The sequence below is a fragment of the Hominisplanchenecus murintestinalis genome (assembly GCF_943193015.1).
Taxonomy (GTDB): Bacteria; Bacillota; Clostridia; order Lachnospirales; family Lachnospiraceae; genus Hominisplanchenecus_A; species Hominisplanchenecus_A murintestinalis.
In genome coordinates this window covers 37,300-59,521 of sequence record NZ_CALPCM010000010.1, presented here as the reverse complement: position 1 = coordinate 59,521, position 22,222 = coordinate 37,300, and the positions used below count along the sequence as shown (strand labels likewise).

At 48.3% G+C, this 22,222-nt stretch carries 22 protein-coding genes; 2 read left to right on the top strand and 20 right to left on the bottom strand.

Going from position 1 to position 22,222, the window contains the following annotated elements; translation table 11 throughout:
* Positions 1 to 15: 15 nt before the first annotated feature.
* Complete coding sequence (locus tag NFR99_RS05850; protein WP_135975966.1) at positions 16 to 633, bottom strand: 4'-phosphopantetheinyl transferase family protein; 618 nt, start codon at positions 631 to 633, stop codon at positions 16 to 18.
* Between the two features lie 8 nt (positions 634 to 641).
* Positions 642 to 1,259 carry an RNA polymerase sporulation sigma factor SigK gene (gene sigK / locus NFR99_RS05845; protein WP_135975965.1) on the bottom strand — a complete coding sequence of 206 codons (618 nt, stop codon included), beginning with the start codon at positions 1,257 to 1,259 and terminating at the stop codon, positions 642 to 644.
* A 134-nt stretch (positions 1,260 to 1,393) separates the two neighbouring features.
* On the opposite strand from sigK, the gene NFR99_RS05840 reads away from it, so the two are divergent.
* A complete protein-coding gene (locus tag NFR99_RS05840; protein ID WP_120484366.1) occupies positions 1,394 to 2,701 on the top strand; it encodes an alanine/glycine:cation symporter family protein in 1,308 nt (435 codons plus the stop codon).
* Positions 2,702 to 2,719: 18 nt separating this feature from the next.
* Here NFR99_RS05840 and NFR99_RS05835 read toward each other — a convergent pair whose 3' ends face one another.
* From NFR99_RS05835 to mtaB, 9 genes are all read right to left on the bottom strand, one after another.
* Positions 2,720 to 3,973, bottom strand: a complete 1,254-nt coding sequence (locus NFR99_RS05835) for a peptidase U32 family protein (RefSeq protein WP_251353188.1) — start codon at positions 3,971 to 3,973, stop codon at positions 2,720 to 2,722.
* A gap of 44 nt (positions 3,974 to 4,017) precedes the next feature.
* On the bottom strand, positions 4,018 to 4,662 hold the full coding sequence (locus NFR99_RS05830) for an O-methyltransferase (protein ID WP_120484368.1): 645 nt from the start codon (positions 4,660 to 4,662) through the stop codon (positions 4,018 to 4,020).
* Positions 4,663 to 4,677: 15 nt separating this feature from the next.
* Entirely contained in the window at positions 4,678 to 5,067 is a 390-nt protein-coding gene (locus tag NFR99_RS05825) for an endolytic transglycosylase MltG (RefSeq protein ID WP_120484369.1), read from the bottom strand.
* Positions 5,068 to 5,092: 25 nt separating this feature from the next.
* The gene (locus NFR99_RS05820) at positions 5,093 to 5,446 is read right to left on the bottom strand and encodes a YlbF/YmcA family competence regulator (RefSeq protein WP_120484370.1); all 354 of its coding nucleotides are present in this window, start codon (positions 5,444 to 5,446) and stop codon (positions 5,093 to 5,095) included.
* Between the two features lie 30 nt (positions 5,447 to 5,476).
* Complete coding sequence (locus NFR99_RS05815; protein ID WP_251353187.1) at positions 5,477 to 7,141, bottom strand: ribonuclease J; 1,665 nt, start codon at positions 7,139 to 7,141, stop codon at positions 5,477 to 5,479.
* A 111-nt stretch (positions 7,142 to 7,252) separates the two neighbouring features.
* Positions 7,253 to 7,510 carry a DUF1292 domain-containing protein gene (locus tag NFR99_RS05810; RefSeq protein WP_120484372.1) on the bottom strand — a complete coding sequence of 86 codons (258 nt, stop codon included), beginning with the start codon at positions 7,508 to 7,510 and terminating at the stop codon, positions 7,253 to 7,255.
* 28 nt (positions 7,511 to 7,538) lie between these two features.
* Positions 7,539 to 8,000, bottom strand: a complete 462-nt coding sequence (gene ruvX / locus NFR99_RS05805; protein ID WP_251353186.1) for a Holliday junction resolvase RuvX — start codon at positions 7,998 to 8,000, stop codon at positions 7,539 to 7,541.
* Positions 8,001 to 8,002: 2 nt separating this feature from the next.
* A complete protein-coding gene (locus NFR99_RS05800; RefSeq protein WP_120484374.1) occupies positions 8,003 to 8,266 on the bottom strand; it encodes an IreB family regulatory phosphoprotein in 264 nt (87 codons plus the stop codon).
* Positions 8,267 to 8,310: 44 nt separating this feature from the next.
* Positions 8,311 to 9,639 (bottom strand): tRNA (N(6)-L-threonylcarbamoyladenosine(37)-C(2))-methylthiotransferase MtaB, encoded by a 1,329-nt coding sequence (mtaB, locus tag NFR99_RS05795; protein ID WP_251353185.1) that lies wholly within the window; start codon positions 9,637 to 9,639, stop codon positions 8,311 to 8,313.
* Positions 9,640 to 9,819: 180 nt separating this feature from the next.
* On the opposite strand from mtaB, the gene NFR99_RS05790 reads away from it, so the two are divergent.
* On the top strand, positions 9,820 to 10,056 hold the full coding sequence (locus NFR99_RS05790) for an HPr family phosphocarrier protein (protein ID WP_120484376.1): 237 nt from the start codon (positions 9,820 to 9,822) through the stop codon (positions 10,054 to 10,056).
* A 64-nt stretch (positions 10,057 to 10,120) separates the two neighbouring features.
* Here NFR99_RS05790 and thiI read toward each other — a convergent pair whose 3' ends face one another.
* The 9 genes from thiI to hrcA form a co-directional block, all read right to left on the bottom strand.
* A complete protein-coding gene (thiI, locus tag NFR99_RS05785; protein ID WP_251353184.1) occupies positions 10,121 to 11,299 on the bottom strand; it encodes a tRNA uracil 4-sulfurtransferase ThiI in 1,179 nt (392 codons plus the stop codon).
* Positions 11,300 to 11,311: 12 nt separating this feature from the next.
* On the bottom strand, positions 11,312 to 12,469 hold the full coding sequence (locus tag NFR99_RS05780; protein ID WP_120484378.1) for a cysteine desulfurase family protein: 1,158 nt from the start codon (positions 12,467 to 12,469) through the stop codon (positions 11,312 to 11,314).
* The gene (locus NFR99_RS05775) at positions 12,450 to 13,220 is read right to left on the bottom strand and encodes a 16S rRNA (uracil(1498)-N(3))-methyltransferase (RefSeq protein ID WP_120484411.1); all 771 of its coding nucleotides are present in this window, start codon (positions 13,218 to 13,220) and stop codon (positions 12,450 to 12,452) included. The genes NFR99_RS05780 and NFR99_RS05775 overlap by 20 nt, the downstream gene beginning before the upstream one ends.
* Before the next feature lie 8 nt (positions 13,221 to 13,228).
* Positions 13,229 to 14,182, bottom strand: a complete 954-nt coding sequence (gene prmA / locus NFR99_RS05770; RefSeq protein WP_135975961.1) for a 50S ribosomal protein L11 methyltransferase — start codon at positions 14,180 to 14,182, stop codon at positions 13,229 to 13,231.
* Positions 14,169 to 16,877: a YDG domain-containing protein gene (locus tag NFR99_RS05765; RefSeq protein WP_251353183.1), complete on the bottom strand. Its 2,709-nt coding sequence runs from the start codon at positions 16,875 to 16,877 to the stop codon at positions 14,169 to 14,171. The genes prmA and NFR99_RS05765 overlap by 14 nt, the downstream gene beginning before the upstream one ends.
* A 287-nt stretch (positions 16,878 to 17,164) precedes the next feature.
* Positions 17,165 to 18,376, bottom strand: a complete 1,212-nt coding sequence (gene dnaJ, locus NFR99_RS05760; RefSeq protein WP_120484381.1) for a molecular chaperone DnaJ — start codon at positions 18,374 to 18,376, stop codon at positions 17,165 to 17,167.
* A 97-nt stretch (positions 18,377 to 18,473) separates the two neighbouring features.
* A complete protein-coding gene (dnaK, locus tag NFR99_RS05755; protein WP_251353182.1) occupies positions 18,474 to 20,336 on the bottom strand; it encodes a molecular chaperone DnaK in 1,863 nt (620 codons plus the stop codon).
* Between the two features lie 57 nt (positions 20,337 to 20,393).
* A complete protein-coding gene (gene grpE / locus NFR99_RS05750; protein ID WP_120484383.1) occupies positions 20,394 to 21,032 on the bottom strand; it encodes a nucleotide exchange factor GrpE in 639 nt (212 codons plus the stop codon).
* A gap of 5 nt (positions 21,033 to 21,037) precedes the next feature.
* On the bottom strand, positions 21,038 to 22,084 hold the full coding sequence (hrcA, locus tag NFR99_RS05745; protein ID WP_120484384.1) for a heat-inducible transcriptional repressor HrcA: 1,047 nt from the start codon (positions 22,082 to 22,084) through the stop codon (positions 21,038 to 21,040).
* Positions 22,085 to 22,222 lie beyond the last annotated feature (138 nt).

Genomic DNA, 22,222 nt, shown 5'->3' with positions numbered 1-22,222 from the left:
AGCATCCAAATTAAACTATATTTCCCTTATTCCGCTACACTTGCCGCTGAGTTCCTCCTGCCTGACTCTCTGAATCCTCACTTGCCGTTCCCCACTGCAGACGCACATCCCATATCCCTTCCCAAAACAACTATGAAGCCATACGCCATCCACAGACACGCCGTCCCTGAGTCCGGAAGATAAGTCCAATTTTCTCAGATCAATGCGCAAGCCTGTCCCCATATATTTCAAATAGCTTTCTTTCGCTGTCCAAAGAGCAGTTAGGCAACGGTCTTTTTCCGGGGTTTCCAAAAGCATACGCAGTTCGTTGGGATGGCTGATACGCGCGGCTAAATTTTCTTTATACGGAATGATTCTTTCGATATCCACCCCGATTTCCTCATGATGAATGCCGCAGAGGATTCCCCGGCGGCAATGGCTGTAATTAAAGTGAATATACGGATATTCCGGAAGATACGGTTTTCCCAGCGGGGCTGCCGCCAGGGTAATCTCTCCGGTTATCCCATATTCCTGATACAAACCGTAAGCAAGCAGCTTACGGGCAAGGGAGCCTGGCATATCCCCCTCTGGGTTCTCCAATAAATAAATCATGGAAAAAGCATAGCAGACCCATCCGCAAAACGCAACCTTCAATCTCTTTTCTAAAAGAATTCTTTCAGTTTTTTTAGCGCGGTTTTTTCGATTCTGGAAACATAAGAACGGGAAATATTCAGCCTCTGCGCAATCTCCCTCTGGGTTTTTTCCTCCTCGCCGAACAGCCCGTACCGCAGCCTCAGCACCTCCTGTTCCCTTTCTGAGAGCACCTTATGCAAAATCTGGTACAGCCGCCTGGTATCTGCCTCTAAATCCATAATTTCCGGTACATCCACATTTTCTCCTTCTATGATATCTAGCAGATTAATCTCGTTTCCCTCTTTATCCATGCCAATCGGCTCATAAAGAGAGACCTCCCGGGAGGTCTTTTTCCGCATACGGAGCATCATCAGCAGCTCGTTGTCAATACACCTCGCTGCGTAAGTGGCAAGTCTGTTGTTTTTAGAATTGTCAAACGTCGCCACAGCCTTAATCAGCCCAATTGTGCCTATCGAAATCAAATCGTCCGAGTCTTCATCCGAACCCTGGTACTTCTTTGCCACATGCGCCACCAGCCTTAGATTTCGTTCTATCAGAACCTTCCGCGCCTCCTGGTCCCCTTCCTCATATCTCTTCAGGTACAGCCTTTCTTCCTCTGCGGTAAGCGGCTTGGGAAATGTCTTCAAAAAAGCACCTCTTCACATCTTTCCTAACATCTTATGAAAAGGAAAAAGATTTGGTGCCTTTCCCAAAAAATTTATGTATGTCCGAAGATTTTCCTCCATATATTTATTACAAAATACACCTATGAGGTTCAAACATGTTCTCTGGTCTGGAATCTTTGAATACTTTCCTTTGGAGCGGCCCGGTGCTGCTGCTGCTCGGCGCAGTGCATCTGCTGTTCACAATACGTCTGAAATTTCCACAAAAACTTACTTTTAAAGCTATCCGTCTATCTGTAACCGCAGACGAAGAATCTCCGAAAGACGAAAAAAACCTCAGCGGCTTTGCCGCCCTTGCAACCACTCTTGCCGCCACACTGGGGACAGGCAATATCGTAGGCGTGTCCACCGCGATTGCTTTAGGCGGTCCCGGCGCTCTGTTCTGGTGCTGGATTACGGGAATCCTGGGAATGGCCACTTCTTACGCTGAATGCTTTCTGAGCTGCCTCTTCCGGCGCAGGAAGCCTGACGGCACTTCTTTGGGAGGCCCCATGTACATACTGGAACACGGACTGCATAAAAAGTCCCTTGCCATCCTGTATGCCTCCTGCACTCTTCTCGCCGCCCTGGGCGTAGGCTGCACCACGCAGGCCAGCGCTATTTCTGACGCCATCGGTGCATGTTGGAACATTTCTCCACATATTACAGGAATACTCGCCGCCGTATTCACTGGTTTCGTAATTGTCGGCGGCATTAAGTCTATCGGGAATTTCTGTGTTCGCATCGTACCCTTCCTGGGCTTTTTCTATATTGGATGCTGCCTTGTGCTGCTGTGGATTACCCGCAGCTCCGTCCCAGCCGCCATTTCTCTGATTCTTGAACGTGCTTTTCATCCGGGGGCTGCTTTCGGGGGCTTTGTAGGGAGCACGCTGCAGAGTACGCTGCGCTTTGGTATCGCCAGAGGACTCTTCACCAATGAGGCAGGCATCGGCACCGCATCCATTGCTGCCGCCGCCAGCACTGCATCTCCGCGCCGCCAGGGACTGATTTCCATGACGGCAGTATTCTGGGACACCGTTGTGATGTGCGCACTCACCGGCATTGTAGTAGTAGCAAATATTCTTCAAAACCCTGCTTCTATCCAGGGCTACAGCGCCGGAGGACTTACCATGGCTGCCTTCTCCCTGCTGCCCTTCTGCGGAGAAGAGCTTCTCTCCCTCTCGCTGGTAGCTTTCGCCCTCACCACCCTGATTGGCTGGTGCTATTTCGGCGAAAAAGGCACGGAATACCTTTTCGGTGAAAAATGGATTTCCGCATATCACTTCTGCTACATCATCATGGCCTATCTGGGCGCAGTCATCCCCTTGGGTCTGGTTTGGGGAATAACCGATTTGATTAACGGAATCATGGTATTCCCAAATGTCATAGCGCTGCTTCTGCTGCGTAAAAAAATAGAGGTGCCCTAAACCGGCACCTCACAGGCTTCAGGACAGCGCAGCTTTCGGCTGCTCCGGCTCCTGCCGCCGCAAAATATCATACTTCTCCATCTCCACTCCCAAATCCAGGTAAAGTACCTGCTTCGGATGCGGCGCACTCTCCTGTTCCACCCCGTCCTCATTCACGATGCGCCGCACCGTCACAGACAGATTTTCCCCGTTTGGCTTCATAACTTCAATGGTTTCACCTACTGAAAATTTATTTCTCTGTTCTATCCGGTAAAGCCCCTCTGCATTCTTCTCCCCTACAATTCCCAGATAGGTATATTCTTTCACATACGTATTGTTATCATAAATCTGTGAATTTTCATCTGGCTTTCCAAAGAAAAAACCTTTCGTAAACTGGCGGTATGTGCAGTTCGATATCTGCTCCAGATACCAGGGCATGTTCTTTCGGTAAAGCTCCGGATCTTTTTGGTAATCATCAATTGCTTTGCGGTATGTCCTGGCCACTGTCGCCACATACAGAGCCGTTTTCATGCGCCCCTCAATTTTCAGGCTGTCAATCCCGGCTTCCAAAAGTTCCGGAATATGTTCAATCATACATAAATCTTTGGAATTAAAAATGTAAGTCCCTCTCTCATTTTCATAAACAGGCATATATTCACCTGGGCGTGTCTCCTCCACCACCGCATATTTCCATCGACAGGGATGGGTACATGCCCCCTGGTTTGCGTCCCGTCCCGTAAAATAATTACTTAGCAGGCAGCGCCCTGAGTAGGAAATACACATAGCTCCATGTATGAAAGTCTCAATTTCCATATCCTCCGGGATATGCTCCCGGATTTCCTTTATTTCTTCCAGGCTAAGCTCTCTTGCAGACACTACTCGTTTTGCCCTAAGCTCGTGCCAGAACAGATATGTCCCATAGTTCGTATTATTCGCCTGGGTACTGATATGGCGCTCAATCTCCGGGCAGACCCGCCCTGCAATCTGAAACACTCCCGGATCTGCGATAATCAGCGCATCCGGATGCAGCTCTTTCAGCTCCTTAAAATACTCTTCTACCCCTGCTAAATCCCGGTTATGCGCCAGGATATTGGCCGTTACATAAACTTTCGCCCCATGCGCATGGGCAAACGCAATGCCTTCCCCCATATCCTTCATGGAAAAATTCTTGGCCTTCGCCCGCAGTCCAAATGCTTCGCCTCCGATGTATACCGCATCCGCGCCAAAAATCACAGCCGTCTTTAATACTTCCAGGCTGCTGGCAGGTATCAGCAATTCAGGTGTCCTTCCCATACTTTCTTTCTCCTCTTATCAAAAACAGGGCAGCGCCGCCGCCCTTACTTTATACGCACGCTGACCGTCGCCCCATCCCCGATGGGAACGATAGATGTAATCAGCCGTTCGTCATGTTTCAGTTCATATAAGTATTCCCGCATCCGCTTGTAAATCGTCCGGTTCCTGCGCTCTACAACGTAATGGGATTCGATAATATCCCCATCCTGCAGCACATTATCCGAAACCAGTACGCCGCCCACTTCCAGAAGCCGCATCACATCCGGCAGAAAATGGATATACTGTCCTTTTGCCGCATCCATGAAAATAAAATCATATGTTTCCGTCAGGCTGCTCAGGATTTCAGCGGCATCCCCCTCCAAAAGCGTTATCTGCGCTTCCTTTCCTCCTCGCCGGAAATTCTCACGCGCAACGGGAATCCTCTTCTCGTATTTTTCAATTGTAGTAATCTGCGCTCCTTCCGGCGCATATTCACAGAACAGCAGCGCAGAAAACCCCACAGCCGTCCCCACCTCCAAAATCCGTATGGGCCGGCGCACCGCCAGAAGCACCTTCAGGAAACTCTGCATCTCCCTCCGCACAATCGGCACAAAAGCATTCAGCGCCTCCTGTTCAATTTTATCCAATAAAGGCGTATTGCCCATATCCAGTGAATTGATATAGGCAATCATCCGTTCATTTACAATCATGTAATTCCTCTCCGGCTATTCCGCCGCGCCTGTCTCTGTTTCATTTGCCCCGGACATCTCCGCAAGCATTTCCTCCGCAGTCATGGCAGTCGTAAGGATATAGTTCCCGCCTTTCATCTTCCCCCTGTACTGAGAAAGATGGTACTGCATCCAGAACACGTTCTCATCTTTAATCAAACGCTTTGATTTTAGCAGCTCTGACAACTCAGACACAGAAATACCATCCTCAATCGTTACCGCTACTTTCTTTCCGGGCGGCGCAGAAACTGCTTCCTCCGCAAATACCCGGTATCCGAAGTCATAGGCTCTTCGTCCCACCGAAACCAGCACTGCAATCACTACGATCAGCGCCAGGATTTTCAATATGGCAAATATGGCTGTAACCGATTTCCTTCTCTGGTTCATAAGTGCTTCCGCCTCCTGTCAGCGCTCATTCAATCACGTCGGCAAATTCTTCTATTTCAAGCTGCACCACGCCTGTCACCGCCTGGTTAATGCGCTGAATCATCCGGCACATCTCCAGTTCGGTACTGAGATATTCCTCTACCAGCGGATTCCTGCGGAACTCTTCATGCTCCTTTGCAAAGCGTTCCAGTTCATCATATGCGTCCACTCCATTTTCTGCATTCTGAATCTCATACTTCTCCCGCCGGTAGGCATTCAGGCGTGCCAGCAGTTCCGGGTTCTCCCGCATCTTTTCCTTGGCCTTTTCATACTCCGCATAAGCCTCACAGTTACAGATTGCCTCTGTCAGCTCCTGCGTACATCTGGTTACATTCGTCATGCCTCTCCAACCCCTTTTTACACTGTCTCCTTATACTTCCATAATAATTGGAAGGATCATCGGGCTGCGCTTTGTTTTTTTCCACAGAAATTCACTCAGCGCATCCTTTGTTGCATTCTTAAGCTTTCCCCAGTCCGTGATATGCTTGTCCATACATCCGTCCAGAGCGCTCTCTACCACATGACGCGCCTCGTCCATCAATACTTCGGATTCTCTCACATACACAAATCCCCTGGAAACGATATCCGGTCCCGCCAGAAGCTGGTTGCTGTAACGTTCCAGCGTCATCACAACAATCAGGATACCGTCTTCCGCCAGATGCTGACGGTCACGCAGCACGATATTTCCCACGTCGCCTACGCCCAGTCCGTCCACCAGGATTGCGCCTGTATGCACATGGTCTACCACTTTTGCCTGTTCCTCATCCAGCTCCAGCACATCGCCTGAGCGAAGAATAAACGTATTTTCTTTCGGAATACCCAGGCTCATGGCGAGCCCTGCATTTGCTTTCAAATGGCGGTATTCCCCGTGAACCGGAATCGCATACTTTGGATGCACCAGAGAGTAAATCAGCTTCAGTTCCTCCTGGCAGGCATGTCCCGATACATGGGCATCCTGGAAAATGACATCCGCCCCTTTTGCCGACAGCTCATTGATGACCTTTGACACCGCCTTTTCATTTCCCGGAATCGGGTTTGAGCTGAAAATAATCGTGTCTCCCGGTTTAATCGATACTTTCCGGTGCATATCCGCCGCCATCCTGGACAACGCCGCCATAGACTCTCCCTGGCTTCCTGTCGTAATCAGCACCATCTGGTCATCTGTATAATTTTTCATTTGTTCAATATCAATCAGGGTATTTTCCGGAATGTCCAGATATCCCAGCTCTGACGCCGTGGTGATTACCGTCACCATGCTCCTGCCCTCTACGACAACTTTCCGTCCAAATTTATAGGCAGAGTTAATAATCTGCTGCACCCTGTCCACATTTGAAGCAAATGTGGCAATAATAATCCTTGTGTTCCTGTGCTCGGAAAAAATATTGTCAAATGTTTTTCCTACTGTCCGCTCTGACATGGTAAATCCCGGACGTTCTGCATTTGTACTGTCACTCATCAATGCCAGTACGCCTTTCTTCCCAATCTCGGCAAAGCGCTGCAGATCAATAGCGTCTCCGAATACCGGCGTATAGTCCACCTTAAAGTCTCCGGTGTGAATAACCGTTCCCGCCGGGGAATGAATAGCCAAAGCCGACGCGTCCTGGATGCTGTGGTTTGTTTTGATAAACTCGATACGGAATGCGCCCAGATTGATAGACTGCCCATGCCTTACCACCTTGCGTTTACACGCCTTCATCAGATTATGCTCTTTCAGCTTATTCTCAATCAATCCCATCGTAAGCTTCGTAGTATAGATAGGCGCCGCCAGTTCTTTCAGAATATAAGGCAGCGCGCCAATATGATCCTCATGCCCGTGGGTAATGACAAACCCTTTCACCTTTTCCACGTTGTTCTTCAGGTAAGTAATGTCAGGAATCACCAAATCAATCCCCAGCATATCATCCTCCGGAAAAGACAGGCCGCAGTCTACCACAACAATACTGTTTTCATATTCAAAAGCAGTAATGTTCATGCCAATCTGCTCCAGCCCTCCCAGGGGAATAATTTTCAATTTTTCATGTTTCACGTTCTTCAAACAATCCTACCTCCTTGATTTTTATTCTTATTCAACATAAAAGCAGACCTCCTCTGCTTATCTTTCGCATCTTTGTTATTGTTGACTCCGTCCGCAGCAGCGTCTTTCTGTTTATACCAATTCAATATCCTCTAACATTTCTGCAAAAACTTTCGACACTGCCTCCAGCTCATTGTCATCTTCCACGATTTCGTACAACGCTTCTTTATCACCATCCTGGGACAAATCTTTCAAAATCAATGCCTCTGCATCATCTTCCTCAGAATCCGTCACCAAAATATAGTTCATTCCGTTAATTCTTGTCTGTTCCAGAACAAAAAATTCCGCTGTCTCTCCGGTTTCTCCAAAACTAAACCTGATTTTTTCCATATTTTCCTCTCTCCGGCGCATTTGCGCGTCAGCCCGTTATATCCGGATGTGTATTTCCAGACTTCATACCTTCGCAATCCAAATATCCCTGAAGAATAAAGACTGCCGCCAGTTTATCTACATACTGCTTCCTGTCCTCACGGCGCACCTTTCCCTCCATAAGTGTCCTGTTTGCTTCTACCGTTGTCAGCCGCTCGTCCCACATCACAACAGGCAGACCCGTCCTTCTCTCCAGCATTTCTTTAAATGCCAGGGATTTCTCAGCCCTGTCCCCCACTGTGTTATTCATATTTTTGGGAAAGCCCAGCACAATCGTCCCGGCTTCATATTCACGAACCAAAGCTTCTATCCTTGCCAACGTCTGCCGAAGCTTATTCTCTGACGTCCTCCTGATGATTTCTACTCCCTGTGCAGTTAGTCCCAGCCCGTCGCTGACAGCCACGCCTACTGTCTTTGAGCCGAAATCAAGTCCCATTACCCGTTTGCCCATACCTATTGCCAGGCCCTATTCTTAATGTACTCTTTCAACAGCTCCTCTACCAGCTCGTCCCGTTCCACCTTCATAATCATGCTCCTGGCATTTTTATGGCTGGTGATATAGGTAGGGTCTCCCGACATAATATACCCTACAATCTGATTCACCGGATTATACCCTTTTTCCGTCATCGCATTATAAACCGTGTCCAGGATTTCCTTCACGCTTATTTCTGTTTCCGAATTTACTTTAAAATACTGTGTATTACTTATATTGCCCATTTTATCACGCCCTTAACTATACTTTCTCTTTATTCTAATATAAATCATGCAAAAATACAATCAAAACTTTTCGATATCTCCGCCGTCAGCAGCCCCTGCTTCCTGCTTTTTCCCACGCGTACCGGAAGGATTTTATTGGCAAGCCCTTCTTCCGCCGGAACAGCCATGCGGACATACTCTCTCGTATGCCCTGTATAATAGCTTTCCCCGTCCAGCGTCACGCACTCTTCAAACAATACTTCATCCTGTTTTCCCATGCGGGCATTTTCATACGCTTCCCGGTTTCTGCGGTTAAGCTCCAGCAGGATATTGCTGCGTTCCGCCTTTTTCCCATCGCTTACCTGATCTTCCATCACAGCTGCCCGCGTCCCTTTCCTCCGGGAATATTTGAATACATGCGTTTCATAAAACTGTATTTTTTCCAGAAATGCCCTCGTCTCGGCAAATTCTTCCTCCGTCTCACCCGGAAATCCCACGATAACATCCGTCGTCAGGGACGGATTATCAAAATACTTCCGCAAAAGCCTGCATTTTTCCTCATACTCTTCTGTCGTATACCTGCGGTTCATCCGTTTCAGGGTAGCGTCACACCCACTCTGAAGAGAAAGATGAAAGTGAGGGCACAGTTTCGGAAGCGCAGAAATCGTCCGGGCAAATTCTTCCGTCACAATCCGCGGTTCCAGTGAGCCCAGCCGGATTCTCTGTATACCATCTACCTCATGGACAGCGAGAATAAGCTCAGCAAGCGTCGTATCCAAATCTATCCCATACGAGCTTAAATGGATACCTGTGAGAACCACCTCCTGATACCCGTTCGCCGCCAGAGAGCACACTTCTTCAATGACATCCTCCATGCTCCGGCTTCTGACCCGCCCCCTGGCATAAGGGATGATGCAGTAGCTGCAGAACTGGTTGCATCCGTCCTGGACTTTAATATATGCCCGGGTATGCTCTGAGGTATGGCTAATCGAAAGCTCTTCATATTCTTGGGTATGGTTCACATCAATAATGAATTCTTCCGCATGGCTCCTCTCATATTCTGCCAGGATTTCTACCAAGTCTTTTTTCTTATTATTCCCAATAACAATGTCAATAGACGTATCTATCTCCTGTCTGTCGGCCGACGCCTGGACATAGCAGCCTGCCGCCACCACTATCGCCCGGGGATTCATTTTCTTTGCCTTGTGCAGCATCTGCCGTGACTTCCTGTCGGCAATGTTCGTCACGGTACAGGTATTTATCACGTACACATCCGCCCCCGGCGCAAACGGGACAATCTCATACCCCGCCTGTTCCAGCATCTGCCGCATAGCATCCGTCTCATATGCATTCACTTTACATCCCAAATTATGCAGGGCGGCTTTCTTTTTCATATCAGTTCCTGTCCTTTCTGTCGGCTTTCATCCAATCTTACTATTGACTTTTTCCAGTCCCTTTCTGACTTTATTACTTTTGCCCAATTAGCATTTTTAAGTTTGTCTCTTTTTCGACTTGACTTTTCTGCCTCTCATAGTTAAGATGAGAGTATAAAATAATAAGGGAGGTTTTTCCAAATGAAAACAGTAAAAATTTCTTTGAATTCCATTGATAAAGTAAAGTCATTTGTAAATGATATTACGAAATTTGATTATGATTTTGATTTAGTATCCGGGAGATACGTGATTGACGCAAAATCTATCATGGGTATCTTCAGTCTGGATCTTTCTAAGCCTATCGACTTAAATATCCATGTAGAAGACAATGTGGATGAAATCATTTCTTCCCTGTCTCCATACATCATCGAAGAGTAGAACAGGTATCAGTGAAGAATCCACTGCCAGCATCACTGCGGCAGATGGATTCATTTTTTTGCCTCTATTCTACCCATATAGTTTCTGTCGTTTCTATTGCAGTCTGCACCAGCTCGTCAATTCTTTCTTCCAGATGCGTCTCGCTGCGTCTGATGATATTAATATTCGGCTTTGTTACCGGATGTTTCGCCACAAAAATCGTACAGCAGTCCTCAAAAGGCTGGATGGAAGTCTCATAAGTATCTATCTTTTCCGCAATATCTACAATTTCCTGCTTATCAAAGCCTATCACCGGACGGAATACCGGCATAGTACACACAGCGTTCGTCGCCGCCAGGCTCTGCATGGTCTGGCTCGCCACCTGCCCGATGCTCTCGCCTGTAATCAATCCCAGGCAGCCCGTTTCTTTTGCAAAATGTTCCGCAATCCGCATCATATAGCGCCGCATAATAATTGTCAGCTCCTCGTGAGGGCACGCCTCATAGATATAAAGCTGGATATCCGTAAAGTTCACTACATGCAGGTTAATCGGCCCTGAATACCTGGCTACCAGATGCGCTAAATCTACCACCTTCTGCTTTGCCCGTTCACTGGTATATGGCGGCGCATGGAAATACACCGCATCAATTTTCACACCCCGTTTGGCAATCATATACCCCGCTACCGGGCTGTCAATCCCTCCTGACAAAAGCAGCATGGCCTTTCCGTTTGTCCCCACCGGCATACCGCCCGGCCCCGGAATAATCTGGGAATAAATATAAATCTGATCCCGTATTTCCACATCCAGCATCACATCCGGCTTATGCACGTCTACTTTCATATTGGGAAATGCCGCAAGAATTCTCTCGCCCAAATCCGCGTTGATTTCCATGGACGTCCTGGGATAACTCTTTTTCGCCCTCCGGGCATTTACCTTAAAGCTCATTTCCCTGTCCCCGTACACCTTCCGCAGATAATCGTTCACCGTTTCGGCCAGCTTGTCAAATCCCTCGTCAGCCGCCTGCACCATCGGACAAATACCCACGATTCCGAAAACCCGCTGCAGCGCTGCGATAACCTCATCATAATCAAACGCGCTTTCCGCCTCAACAAAAATACGCCCCTGCTCCTTGCGCACGAAAAATTTGCCTTCCACATGCTTCAATGCATGGCGGATTTGCTTCATCAGCGCATCCTCAAACAAATGGCGGTTCTTCCCCTTGATTCCAATCTCTCCATATTTTATCAAAAATGCCTGAAACATAACTTTTCTCCTTTAATGTCGCGAATATCTGCGCAGCATCGGCAGAAGCTCTTTCAGTGCTTCCACACAGTACGCCAGTTCTTCCTCCGTATTAAACCTGCCAAAACTGAACCGCAGCGTTGCATCCAGAAGCTCCCGTTCCATTCCGATTTCTTTTAAAACTGCGCTCACCGGAAGTTTCTTATTCGACGAACACGCCGAACCGGAAGAAACGTAAATCCCCCTCTCCTCCAGCGCATGGAGCAGAACTTCGCTCCTCACTCCTCTAAAGCTCACACTGACAATATGCGGAGCGCCGTCTTCGCCCGGCCGGGTGTTGATCACCACATCAGGAAGCATGGAAACCTGTTCCATAAAATACTCTTTCAGCCTTAAAAGATGTGCGCGCTTTTCCTCAAAGTCACGGTATGCCTCGCCGGCAGCCTCGCCAAGCCCTGCGATTCCCGGTACATTATCTGTTCCTGAACGCATTCCCTTCTGCTGTCCGCCGCCAAGCATCAGCGGCTTTATCTTCACCTTTTCCTGAATATACAAAAAGCCGGTTCCCTTAGGCCCGTGAATCTTATGCCCGCTGACTGAAAGCATGTCAATGCCCGCTTTCTTCGGAAAAATCCTGTATTTTCCATATGCCTGAATCGCATCTACATGAAAAAGAATACCGGGATATTTCTCCTTTAAAAAGTGTCCAATCTCCTCAATCGGCTCTGCCGCCCCCAGCTCGTTATTCACATACATCACAGACACCAGAATAGTGTCTTCCTGAACCGCCGCTTTCAAATCCGCCAGAGAAACCTCGCCATAGCGGTTCACGGGCAGATATGTTACGGAAAATCCCTGCTCCTCCAGATACATCATAGGCTGAATCACGGCGGCATGTTCCACCGCCGTCGTGATAATATGTGTTCCTGCCCTGCGGTTTGCCATCGCCGCGCCAATCAGCGCCCAATTATTAGACTCCGTCCCTCCGGATGTAAAGAAAATCTCCTTTTCACTTACTTTCAGGGTACGTGCGATTCTCTCCCGGGCATCGCGCAGATACCTCTCTGCCTCCATCCCCTTCAAATGTTTCGAAGACGGATTCCCGTAATCTTCTATCATCGTCCTTACCACAATGTCCCGCACGCTTTCCAGACATCTGGTGGTTGCCGAATTATCCAGATATGCTTCCATTTTCCCTCTCTGTCCTGCCCTCTAACAAGTACATTAGCACTGACAATACCGTCATCCCTGCAGTCTCTGTCCTGAGTATCCGTTTTCCAAGTGTTATAGGCTGCAGCCCTTCTGCCGCAGCCAGCTTTGCTTCCTCCGCCGAGAAACCTCCCTCCGGTCCGATAAAGATTGCCACAGACTGCCCCGGTACAATGCCCTCAAGCAGATGCCTGGTTTCCTCCATCCCTTCTGCAAGCTCATACGGCATCAGCTTCACATCCATCCCTGCGGCATATTCTACCGCTTCCCGAAAACTCATCACAGATGTAATTTCCGGGACAATCAGCCGCTTAGACTGCTTTGCCGCGCTCTCGGAAATACTTTGCCAGCGTTTCCTCTTGCTCTCACTTTTTTTCTTATCCAGCTTCACTACCGCCCGTTTCGTAGCCACAGGGATGATTTCATATACGCCCAGTTCCACAGCCTTCTGGATAATCAGTTCCATCTTATCGCCTTTGGGCAGTCCCTGAAACAGATAAGTCTTCGACGGAAGCTCTGCTTCCGTCTCCTGCACCCACATAATCCCTGCTTCTACTCTGTCAGGCTCCAGTACAAGCACTTCACAGCGGTATTCTTTTCCTTCCCCGCCGCTCACCGTAATCTGTTCTCCCGCTTCCATCCGCAGCACATTCCGGATATGGTTCACATCACTGCCCGTAATCGTTATCTTCTTTTCGCCAATCTGTTCCGGCGCTACAAAAAAATGGTGCATGTCATTCCCTAATTCTTTCTCGCAGTCACGGACACCCATTCACCCTGACGCGTTACTTCCAGAACCTCAAGCCCGGCAGCTTTCACTGCATTAACCACCACGCTTTCCTTCTCATCAATAATACCTGATGTGATGTAAATGCCGCCCCGCTTCATCTGACGGATAATCACAGGCGTAAGAGGAACCAGAACATCTGCCAGGATATTCGCCGCCACAATATCGTACTTCTCATAGCCGACGTTCTCCTGTACTGCCGGATCATCAATGATATTTCCAATCATCACGTCCATTTTCCCTGCCGGGATATCATTTGCCTCCAGATTTTCTTTCGTGGCGGAAATCGCACAAGGGTCTAAGTCCGTACCGACCGCATGGCCCGCCCCCATCTTCAATGCCGCGATAGACAGGATACCGCTTCCCGTCCCCACATCAAGAATCTCAGAGCCATCTTTCACATACTTTTTCAACTGGCGCATACAGAGCTGTGTCGTCTCATGCATTCCTGTCCCAAACGCCGTGCCCGGATCAATATGAATAATCATACCTGGGGTATCCTCTGGCTGTACTTCCTCCCAGGACGGAATAATTAAAATATCATCCACATAAAACTGATGAAAATACTGCTTCCAATTATTAATCCAATCCTTATCTTCTGTCTGGGACTCCGTAATCGTACACTCTCCGATATCCATAAAGCTGCGAAGCTCCTCCAGCGCTTCCCGCACCCGTGCCAGAAGCGCTTCCTTATCCTCTGCTTCATCCAGATAAAAGTTCAGATACGCAATGCCGTCGTCTTCCGGTCCTTCCGGCAGGATGTCTACAAACATCTGCTGCTTGTCCTGCTCCGTCAAAGGAATCTTATCTTCAATCTCTACGCCCTCTACTCCTGCTTCCGCCAAGGTAGAAATCACGATATCCTCTACAGCCGAACGCGTCTTTAGTGTAAATTTATTCCATCTCATCTTCTTTGTCATCCTTCCGTTTCTTCCACAGAATTCCCCCCACTACCAATGCCGAAGCCAGGCAAACCACAAGCAGCGGAATGATTGGTGAATCATCCCCTGTCTTTGCTGCGGTATTTGTCTTTGTACCGGAGCCTGAATTTGAATTGCTGCCGCTTCCGCTGCTCCCCGTACCTGAGCCTGTAGACGGAGAGTTTCCGCCGCTCGTTGTATAGCCTGTGCCGTTCGCCCCGTCAGACGCCATCTTGAAGTTCACGCTTTTCACTGACGTCGTGCTGGTATTTACCCAGGAATTGTTCGAATACGTCTGTTTGCGGAACGTCACCTGCAGGGTATAAGAACCCGCCTGATTAATCGTAAATGCCGCCTCATAAGGCGCGCTGCTCCAGGTATGCTCCTCGCTTACCTTCCAGGACAGCGGAATATAGCGCTCATCTCCCGTTTTCGGGGAAGTATTCGTCATTCCTGCCCCCTCTGCGCCAAAGGCAAGCCGGGAACCGATTTTGTAAGTCGTCCCCTCTGTCAGCCCTTTAATCCTGTTATTACTTTCACTCACCGAGGTTCCGTCCCCACCAGAAGAACCTACGGAAAATGTCGTATATGCCATCGCATCCCCGTCGCTTGGCTCATGGTTATCATCCCCTGCGAACCTTGTCCATACCGTATACGTAGTTCCGCTTTTGAGCCCTATCGGCTTCCCATTTTTATCGCCCATAGACACGATCCGATCCGACTTGGTCTTTTTATCGCCAAACTCCCAGTTTTCGCTTTTCTTATTCTTTTCCGTCAGCTCTGTGCGCGATGAACCGAAGAACAGATACTCCTGTCCCTCATAGGTTGTCATCTTCGGCTGCCAAATTCCTTTCTCCTTATTGTACACTGCCGTAACGCTTGGCTTTTTCAAATCCTCTTTATCATTATCATTCGGCGCTTTTTTAATAGACGCTTCTACCTCAAACCTGTCCAGAGCCAGTTCATAATTCTTCGCATACTCTTCTTGCAGCTCCAGCTCTGACACTGTCACCTTCTTTGCATCCTTCACATTTGCACTGTTAAATTTATAAGATACCTTATTCTCAACAATCTTCGGCTTCTCACCATACATCGCGCCTTTCAGCGTTACCGTACCTGACCCTGTCCGCTTGCCATCGTACACCTTCTCGTCAATCTTCGCTTCCGGCGTAAGTTTCGCTTTATTGATTGTAAAAGAAACCGTCACCAGAGTCGTCTTTCCCGACGCATCCGTGATAGTCAGAGTCGTCTCATATTTCCCGGCGCCCTTATCCAGCAGGCTTTCCTTGGGCTGTATCCTGATTTCTGTATTGACGCCGACTGCCGCATCCGTCTTTCCCGGAACTGTCACCCCATCTGTCTGCACTGCCGCCGGAGTTAAAGTAAATCCGTCTCTATTTGCTCCGGTAAGCTCTGCCGTCACCGTCGTACTGTTAACAGAAGCATTTTTCACTGTCACGGCTGCAGATACAATCTTATCCGCCGTATCGCCATAAGTCAGCGCCGGAACCGTCACCGGCTCCACAGTAAGCATAGCACTCTCCTTTGCCAGTTCTGTTGTCCCGCTGGTTTTTACCTCCCCGGCATAGGCTGTGCCTGCTGCCGTCACTACTGTCTGCTTCGCCGGAAGATACAGGTAAATCTTATTATTCTCGTCTGTATAGATACCATCTTTTCCATAAGTATAGGCTGTCCCACCGGATAAAATCGCAATGTCATCCACCTGCTCTTCTGCTTCTGAAAGAGTCAGGCTGGTCTTATGAACATCTGCGCCGCTATTCCCTGTAAGTTTAATTTTCTCTTTGTCTGAGGAAGAAAGCTCCTTCAAATCCACGCTTCCTCCTGTAATTTTTACAGATACCTTCTGAGACTCATTCCCCGTCACTGAAATACCGTTCACTGCTCTTACCGTGCCATCTGTAATCGTCAGGGAAGCCGGTTTATCTTTTTCCTCTTCTGTATCTATTTTCTTCATTCCCCTGGACATAACGATGTCCTTCCCCATCTTTGTGCCCCGGATATCCAGTTTTCCGTCTCCACTTATCGTAAGCTCCGATGCCGTCTCAAGCTTTACCGCCACAGCCCCGTCGTTCTCGTCCGCAAGAAGCTTATTTACATGGCTCACAGTCAAATCCAGTTTCTTCCCTTCCTGCACTGTAAGCATATCGCCTGCGGCATTTTTCATCACTACATTATCTAAGGTAAGCTTTGCTTCGTCCGCTTCTACAACAATCTGTCCCGTATATTCCACACCAGGCTTTCCGGTAATCTCTATCGCCTTATCACTCTTTATAGTAATCATCCCTGTAACGCTATCACGGGTATAGTCTTCGCCTTCAATCCCGCTGATATAAAGGCCTTCCACTCCTTCTCTGGACGTCAGGTCCCAGTCATCCAAAACCACCTCTGCGCCTCCGCCCTGCGTTTCTGTCTCTTCCGACTGGCTCTCGCTCTCTGTTCCCTGCATATATGTCTCGCTCTCAGACGGAAGTGTTTCTGACAGAGGCTGTGTCTGGCTTTCACTCTCTGTTTCCGTCTGCTGTGTTTGGCTCTCGCTTTCACTCTCCGTTTCCGAATAAGGTTCTGTCCCTGCCGCCAGCGCCGGGGCAGATACCATAGACATCGCCATACTGCACACCAGCCCAAAAACCATCAGCTTCTTTCTTATTATATTATTCTTCATCGCTGTCCCCTCTTTATATCTAACGCCATGTATAAGTATCTGTTCTGCGGCAGTTCACCCCTGCCGCCAACATATTCTGCAACATGAATGAAACGTAACCCGATTTTCTCATACCCTATATAATAATTCTTCCCTTGCAAGCTGTCAATGGCATTTCCCTTAAGAAATATTAAATTTTCTTTTTGAACTCCCAAAATAATTTTATCAAAAAATCAGAAAACTCATCTTCCTCTGCTAAATACATTACAAAACTGCCGCAAGCTCTCACGCTCTACGGCAGTCACACACTAATTATTATCCTCGAAGGTTTCTTTCAATTTATCCATAAACCCTTTTTTCTTCGTCTTTTCTTTGGCTTTCTCCTTCGGTTTTTCCGCTGTCTTTTCCTCGTTCAAATTCACACCCAGAGAATTGTCGCTCGCCGCGTCAAACTGGCGCAGCGCCTCTTTCGCTTCTTCGTTCAGTTTTGTTGGAACCTGTACGACAAGAGTTACATACTGGTCTCCGCGCACGGATTTATTCCGCAGGGACGGCACGCCTTTCCCTTTTAAACGCACTTTCGTATCAGTCTGCGTCCCCGGCTTCACCGTATAAAGTACATCGCCGTCCACCGTACTGATTCGCACATCGCCGCCCAAGGCTGCCTGTGCAAAAGTAATCGGCGCCGTAGAGAAAATATTCATATCCTGGCGCTGGAAAATCGGATGACGCTGAACATTTATCTCTACCAGCAGATCTCCTCTCGGCCCTCCGTTTGTTCCCGGCTCGCCTTTCTCTCGGATACGAATGCTCTGTCCATTGTCAATGCCTGCCGGAACTGTCACTGCAATCTTTTTCCTGCTGGAAGTATACCCTGTCCCGCGGCAGTTGCTGCATTTCTCTTTGATAACTTTTCCGGTTCCGCCGCAGTCCGGGCAGGTCTGAACATTTCTGACTGTTCCAAACAAAGACTGCTGTGTAAATACTACCTGTCCCTTGCCGCCGCATTTCGGACAGGTATCCGGACTGGTTCCCGGCTTTGCCCCGGTTCCATGACAGTGGGTACACTCGTCTTTCAGGTTCAGCTCTATCTGCTTCTCACAGCCAAATACCGCCTCTTCAAATTTAATCCGCACACTGGTTCGCAGATTTGCCCCTTTCATCGGCCCATTATTTGCCCTTCGGGACCGGGTTCCCCCGCCAAACAAATCGCTGAAAATATCTCCAAAAATATCTCCCATATCACCGCCAAAATCAAAACCGCTAAACCCGCCGGGACCGCCGCCCTGCTCAAAAGCCGCATGCCCAAACTGGTCGTACTGCGCTCTTTTCTGGGAATCGCTAAGAACTGCATAAGCTTCCGATGCTTCTTTAAAGCGCTTTTCCGCCTCCGCATCTCCGGGATTCATATCCGGGTGATATTTTTTGGCCAATTTCCTGTATGCTTTTTTTATCGCGGCTTCATCAGCATTTTTATCAACGCCCAGCACCTCATAATAATCTCTTTTACTCTCTGCCATACTCCTCACCTATCCTCATGTTTTTACGCTCGCTAGGGACAGACGCTTCTGACTTCTGTTGAAAGCATCTGTCCCCTGAACCTTATGCGGCTTATCTCTATACTTCTTTGTAATCTCCGTCAACGACGTCATCTGCCTGATACCCGGCGTCAGCCGCGCCCATATCCGGACCTGTGCCTGCTGCTCCCTGCGCCGCCTGTGCCTGCTCGTAGACTTTTGCAAACACCTTCTGCGCACTCTCCATAAGCTTCTCTTTCGCTGCCTTGATTTCTGCTACCTGTGCATCCGTCATATCCTCAGGATTTGATTCCTCAATCAGTTTTTTCAATGCCTCAAGATCCGCCTGTACCGCTGTCTTATCCGCAGCATCTACCTTATCTCCCACTTCCTCCAGCGCTTTCTCTGTCTGGAATACCATAGAGTCTGCATCATTTCTCGTATCAATTGCTTCTTTGCGCTTCTTATCCTGAGCCTCGAACTCAGCTGCTTCCTTTACTGCCTTCTCAATATCAGAGTCAGACATATTGGAACCGGAAGTAATCGTGATATGCTGCTCTTTTCCTGTTCCCAAATCCTTTGCGGATACATTAACAATACCATTTGCATCAATGTCAAAAGTAACTTCAATCTGCGGTACGCCTCTTCTTGCAGGAGGAATTCCATCCAGCCGGAACTGGCCAAGGGACTTATTATCTCTTGCAAACTGCCTCTCGCCCTGTACAACATGTACGTCTACGGCTGTCTGGTTATCTGCTGCTGTCGAGAAAATCTGGCTCTTCTTGGTAGGAATCGTTGTGTTTCTTTCAATCAGCCTTGTAGCAACCCCGCCCATTGTCTCAATAGACAGTGACAGAGGCGTAACATCCAGCAAAAGGATATCGCCTGCGCCTTCATCGCCTGCAAGCTTGCCGCCCTGTACGGAAGCGCCCAGCGCCACACACTCATCCGGGTTCAGGCTCTTGCTCGGCTCATGGCCTGTCAGCGCTTTCACCTTATCCTGTACAGCCGGGATTCTTGTGGAACCGCCTACGAGAAGCACTTTGGAAATCTCGCCGGAGGTAAGCCCTGCATCCTTCAGTGCTGTGGTAACCGGAGTCGCTGTCCTCTCCACCAAATCGTGGGTCAGCTCATCAAATTTTGCCCTTGTCAGGTTCATATCAAAATGCTTCGGCCCCTCGGAAGTCGCCGTGATAAACGGAAGGTTGATATTTGTAGTCGTCGCAGAGGAAAGTTCTTTCTTTGCTTTCTCTGCCGCTTCTTTCAGCCTCTGGAGCGCCATCTTATCATTAGATAAATCCACGCCCTCATTCTTCTTAAACTCTGCCAGCATATAGTCGGTAATCTTCTGGTCAAAGTCGTCGCCGCCCAGCCTGTTGTCTCCGGCTGTCGCAAGAACCTCGATAACGCCGTCGCCGATTTCAATGATAGACACATCAAATGTTCCGCCGCCCAGGTCATATACCATAATTTTCTGCTCTTTTTCATTGTCCAGGCCATATGCCAGCGCTGCCGCTGTCGGCTCATTGATGATACGCTTTACATCCAGTCCTGCGATCTTTCCTGCATCCTTCGTTGCCTGACGCTGCGCATCATTAAAATATGCAGGAACTGTGATAACGGCCTCCGTTATCTTCTCACCGAGATAATTTTCTGCATCGCCTTTCAGCTTCTGTAAAATCATCGCTGAAATCTCCTGCGGTGAGTATTTCTTTCCGTCAATATCCACTTTATAATCTGTTCCCATATGCCTTTTAATAGAAGCTATGGTCTTGTCAGCATTTGTTACCGCCTGGCGTTTTGCAGGCTCTCCTACTAATCTTTCTCCTGTCTTTGTAAAAGCTACTACGGACGGTGTGGTTCTTGCGCCTTCTGTATTTGCGATAACCACTGGCTTACCGCCTTCCATAACTGCTACACAGCTATTTGTTGTACCTAAATCAATTCCAATAATTTTTCCCATTATGACTTCCTCCTCATAAATTAAATGGTATATGAATTTCGTTGTTTCCTGTATAAATTAATTTGCTACTTTCACCATGCTGTGCCGCACGACAGTTTCACGGTAAATATAGCCTTTCTGAAACTCCTCTGCAACGGTGTTTTCACCAAGCGTTTCATCCTCCACATGCATCACTGCATTGTGGAAATTAGGGTCGAACTCCTGCCCCACAGCCTCGATAGGCTTAACGCCAATCTCATCCAGTGTCGCGAGAATCTGCTTATAAATCTTATCCATTCCGACAACAAAGGAGTCTTCCTTCTGTTCTTCCGGCACAGCCGCCAGCCCCCGCTCAAAGTTATCTATCACCGGAAGTATCTTTTCAATGACACTTTTCGCTCCGATTTCATACATGGAAGCCTTTTCTTTTTCTGTACGCTTCCTAAAGTTATCGAATTCCGCCATCTGGCGTTTCAGCCTGTCTGTAAGGTCTTCAATTTTCTCGTCCTTTTTGTCTTTCTTTTCCTTCCGTTTAAAGAAGCTTTTCTTCTCTCCCGGACCATCTTCCGCAAACTCTTCTGTCCTGTCTCCCTGCTCTTCTGCCGCCTCTTCTACAGAAGCTTCTGCTGCTGTCTCCTCTCCGGCGTCTGTACCCTCCACTTCCGGCTCCTCATATGCTGTTTCTTCTAATTCCTGTTGCAGCTTTTCATCTTCCACGCCTTTTACCGCCTTTCTTTTTCCGTATTTTCAAATATAGAATCGAGCTGTGTCGTAAGTGTTTTGAGCGCGGACACGACTCTGTCGTAATCCATACGTTTGGGTCCGATAATACCTATCGTTCCCTTCATGCCGTCCCCTAATTCATACGCTGCCGTAACAACACTGCAGTCTTTCATGTTCTGCATAGGGGATTCGTTCCCAATATACACCTGAATCCCTGTATTCTCCTCGGAATTCATCGTCTCTGCCACCAGATTCACCAGCTGTTTCTTTTCTTCAAATGCGCTAATCAGCTCCCGTGCCCTCTCATTATCACTCAGCTCCGGATATTTAAAAATATTTGTCGCGCCGCTGGTATAGATTTCCAAGTCCTCATCGTCCATCCGGATGGCCTCTGCCACCGCATCCAGCACGCTGTTTACCACTTCACTGTGGATACCTGCCTGCTCCTTCAGCTTCGCAATCGTTCCCAGATTGATCTGCTCCATCGTAAGGCCGTTCAGGCTGGTATTCAGAAGGATATTCAGCTTCAGCACCGTCTCATTGTCAAGCCTGTGCTCCATATGGAGCATCTTGTTCTTTACCACATTCCCTTCCGTAACCACCACTGCCAGCATCTGGCTTTCGCTAATAACCGAAAGCTGGATAAACTTAAGCTTCGTCCGGTGATACTGCGGAGCAGTAATCATGGTAGCATAGTTGGTATTGTTTGCCAAAACCTTCACTACCTGCTTTAGAATCTGCTCCATCTTATCCTGCTTTTGAATCATCAGCTCTTTCATCTCAGTGACTTCCCGCTCTTTGTACTCCATCATCTGATCCACATAAAAACGGTATCCCTTATCTGAAGGAATTCTGCCTGCTGATGTGTGGGGCTGCACGATATAGCCCATCTCCTCCAAATCGGACATCTCATTCCGAATCGTGGCGGAACTCAGATTCAAATCTGCATATTTGGAAATTGTCCGGGAACCTACCGGCTCGCCCGTTTCCAGATACGTCTTAATAATCGCATATAAAATCTTCGTTTTCCGGTCGTCCAGCTGCATCTTCAAATCCTCCTTCCCTTTTCTTATTAGCACTCTTTAAGGTCGAGTGCTAACATCTATGTACATAAGATAGCACTACCCATTTTCTTTGTCAATAGGAAATTCAATTTTTTCTGCAAAAATGTAACAGTTCAGCCC

Bases quoted from the DNA above. Each gene is read 5' to 3' on its own strand.
- dnaK (WP_251353182.1), bottom strand. From the start codon at position 20,336: ATGGGAAAAATTATTGGAATTGATTTAGGTACAACAAATAGCTGTGTA.
- NFR99_RS05780 (WP_120484378.1), bottom strand. From the start codon at position 12,469: ATGGAAGCATATCTGGATAATTCGGCAACCACCAGATGTCTGGAAAGC.
- NFR99_RS05825 (WP_120484369.1), bottom strand. From the start codon at position 5,067: ATGAACCAGAGAAGGAAATCGGTTACAGCCATATTTGCCATATTGAAA.
- hrcA (WP_120484384.1), bottom strand. From the start codon at position 22,084: ATGCAGCTGGACGACCGGAAAACGAAGATTTTATATGCGATTATTAAG.
- NFR99_RS05810 (WP_120484372.1), bottom strand. From the start codon at position 7,510: ATGGAAAAAATCAGGTTTAGTTTTGGAGAAACCGGAGAGACAGCGGAA.
- NFR99_RS05835 (WP_251353188.1), bottom strand. From the start codon at position 3,973: ATGGGAAGGACACCTGAATTGCTGATACCTGCCAGCAGCCTGGAAGTA.
- NFR99_RS05830 (WP_120484368.1), bottom strand. From the start codon at position 4,662: ATGATTGTAAATGAACGGATGATTGCCTATATCAATTCACTGGATATG.
- NFR99_RS05790 (WP_120484376.1), top strand. From the start codon at position 9,820: ATGAAAACAGTAAAAATTTCTTTGAATTCCATTGATAAAGTAAAGTCA.
- thiI (WP_251353184.1), bottom strand. From the start codon at position 11,299: ATGTTTCAGGCATTTTTGATAAAATATGGAGAGATTGGAATCAAGGGG.
- NFR99_RS05765 (WP_251353183.1), bottom strand. From the start codon at position 16,877: ATGAAGAATAATATAATAAGAAAGAAGCTGATGGTTTTTGGGCTGGTG.
- ruvX (WP_251353186.1), bottom strand. From the start codon at position 8,000: ATGGGCAAACGGGTAATGGGACTTGATTTCGGCTCAAAGACAGTAGGC.
- NFR99_RS05800 (WP_120484374.1), bottom strand. From the start codon at position 8,266: ATGGGCAATATAAGTAATACACAGTATTTTAAAGTAAATTCGGAAACA.
- prmA (WP_135975961.1), bottom strand. From the start codon at position 14,182: ATGAGATGGAATAAATTTACACTAAAGACGCGTTCGGCTGTAGAGGAT.
- mtaB (WP_251353185.1), bottom strand. From the start codon at position 9,639: ATGAAAAAGAAAGCCGCCCTGCATAATTTGGGATGTAAAGTGAATGCA.
- NFR99_RS05840 (WP_120484366.1), top strand. From the start codon at position 1,394: ATGTTCTCTGGTCTGGAATCTTTGAATACTTTCCTTTGGAGCGGCCCG.
- dnaJ (WP_120484381.1), bottom strand. From the start codon at position 18,376: ATGGCAGAGAGTAAAAGAGATTATTATGAGGTGCTGGGCGTTGATAAA.
- NFR99_RS05820 (WP_120484370.1), bottom strand. From the start codon at position 5,446: ATGACGAATGTAACCAGATGTACGCAGGAGCTGACAGAGGCAATCTGT.
- NFR99_RS05775 (WP_120484411.1), bottom strand. From the start codon at position 13,220: ATGCACCATTTTTTTGTAGCGCCGGAACAGATTGGCGAAAAGAAGATA.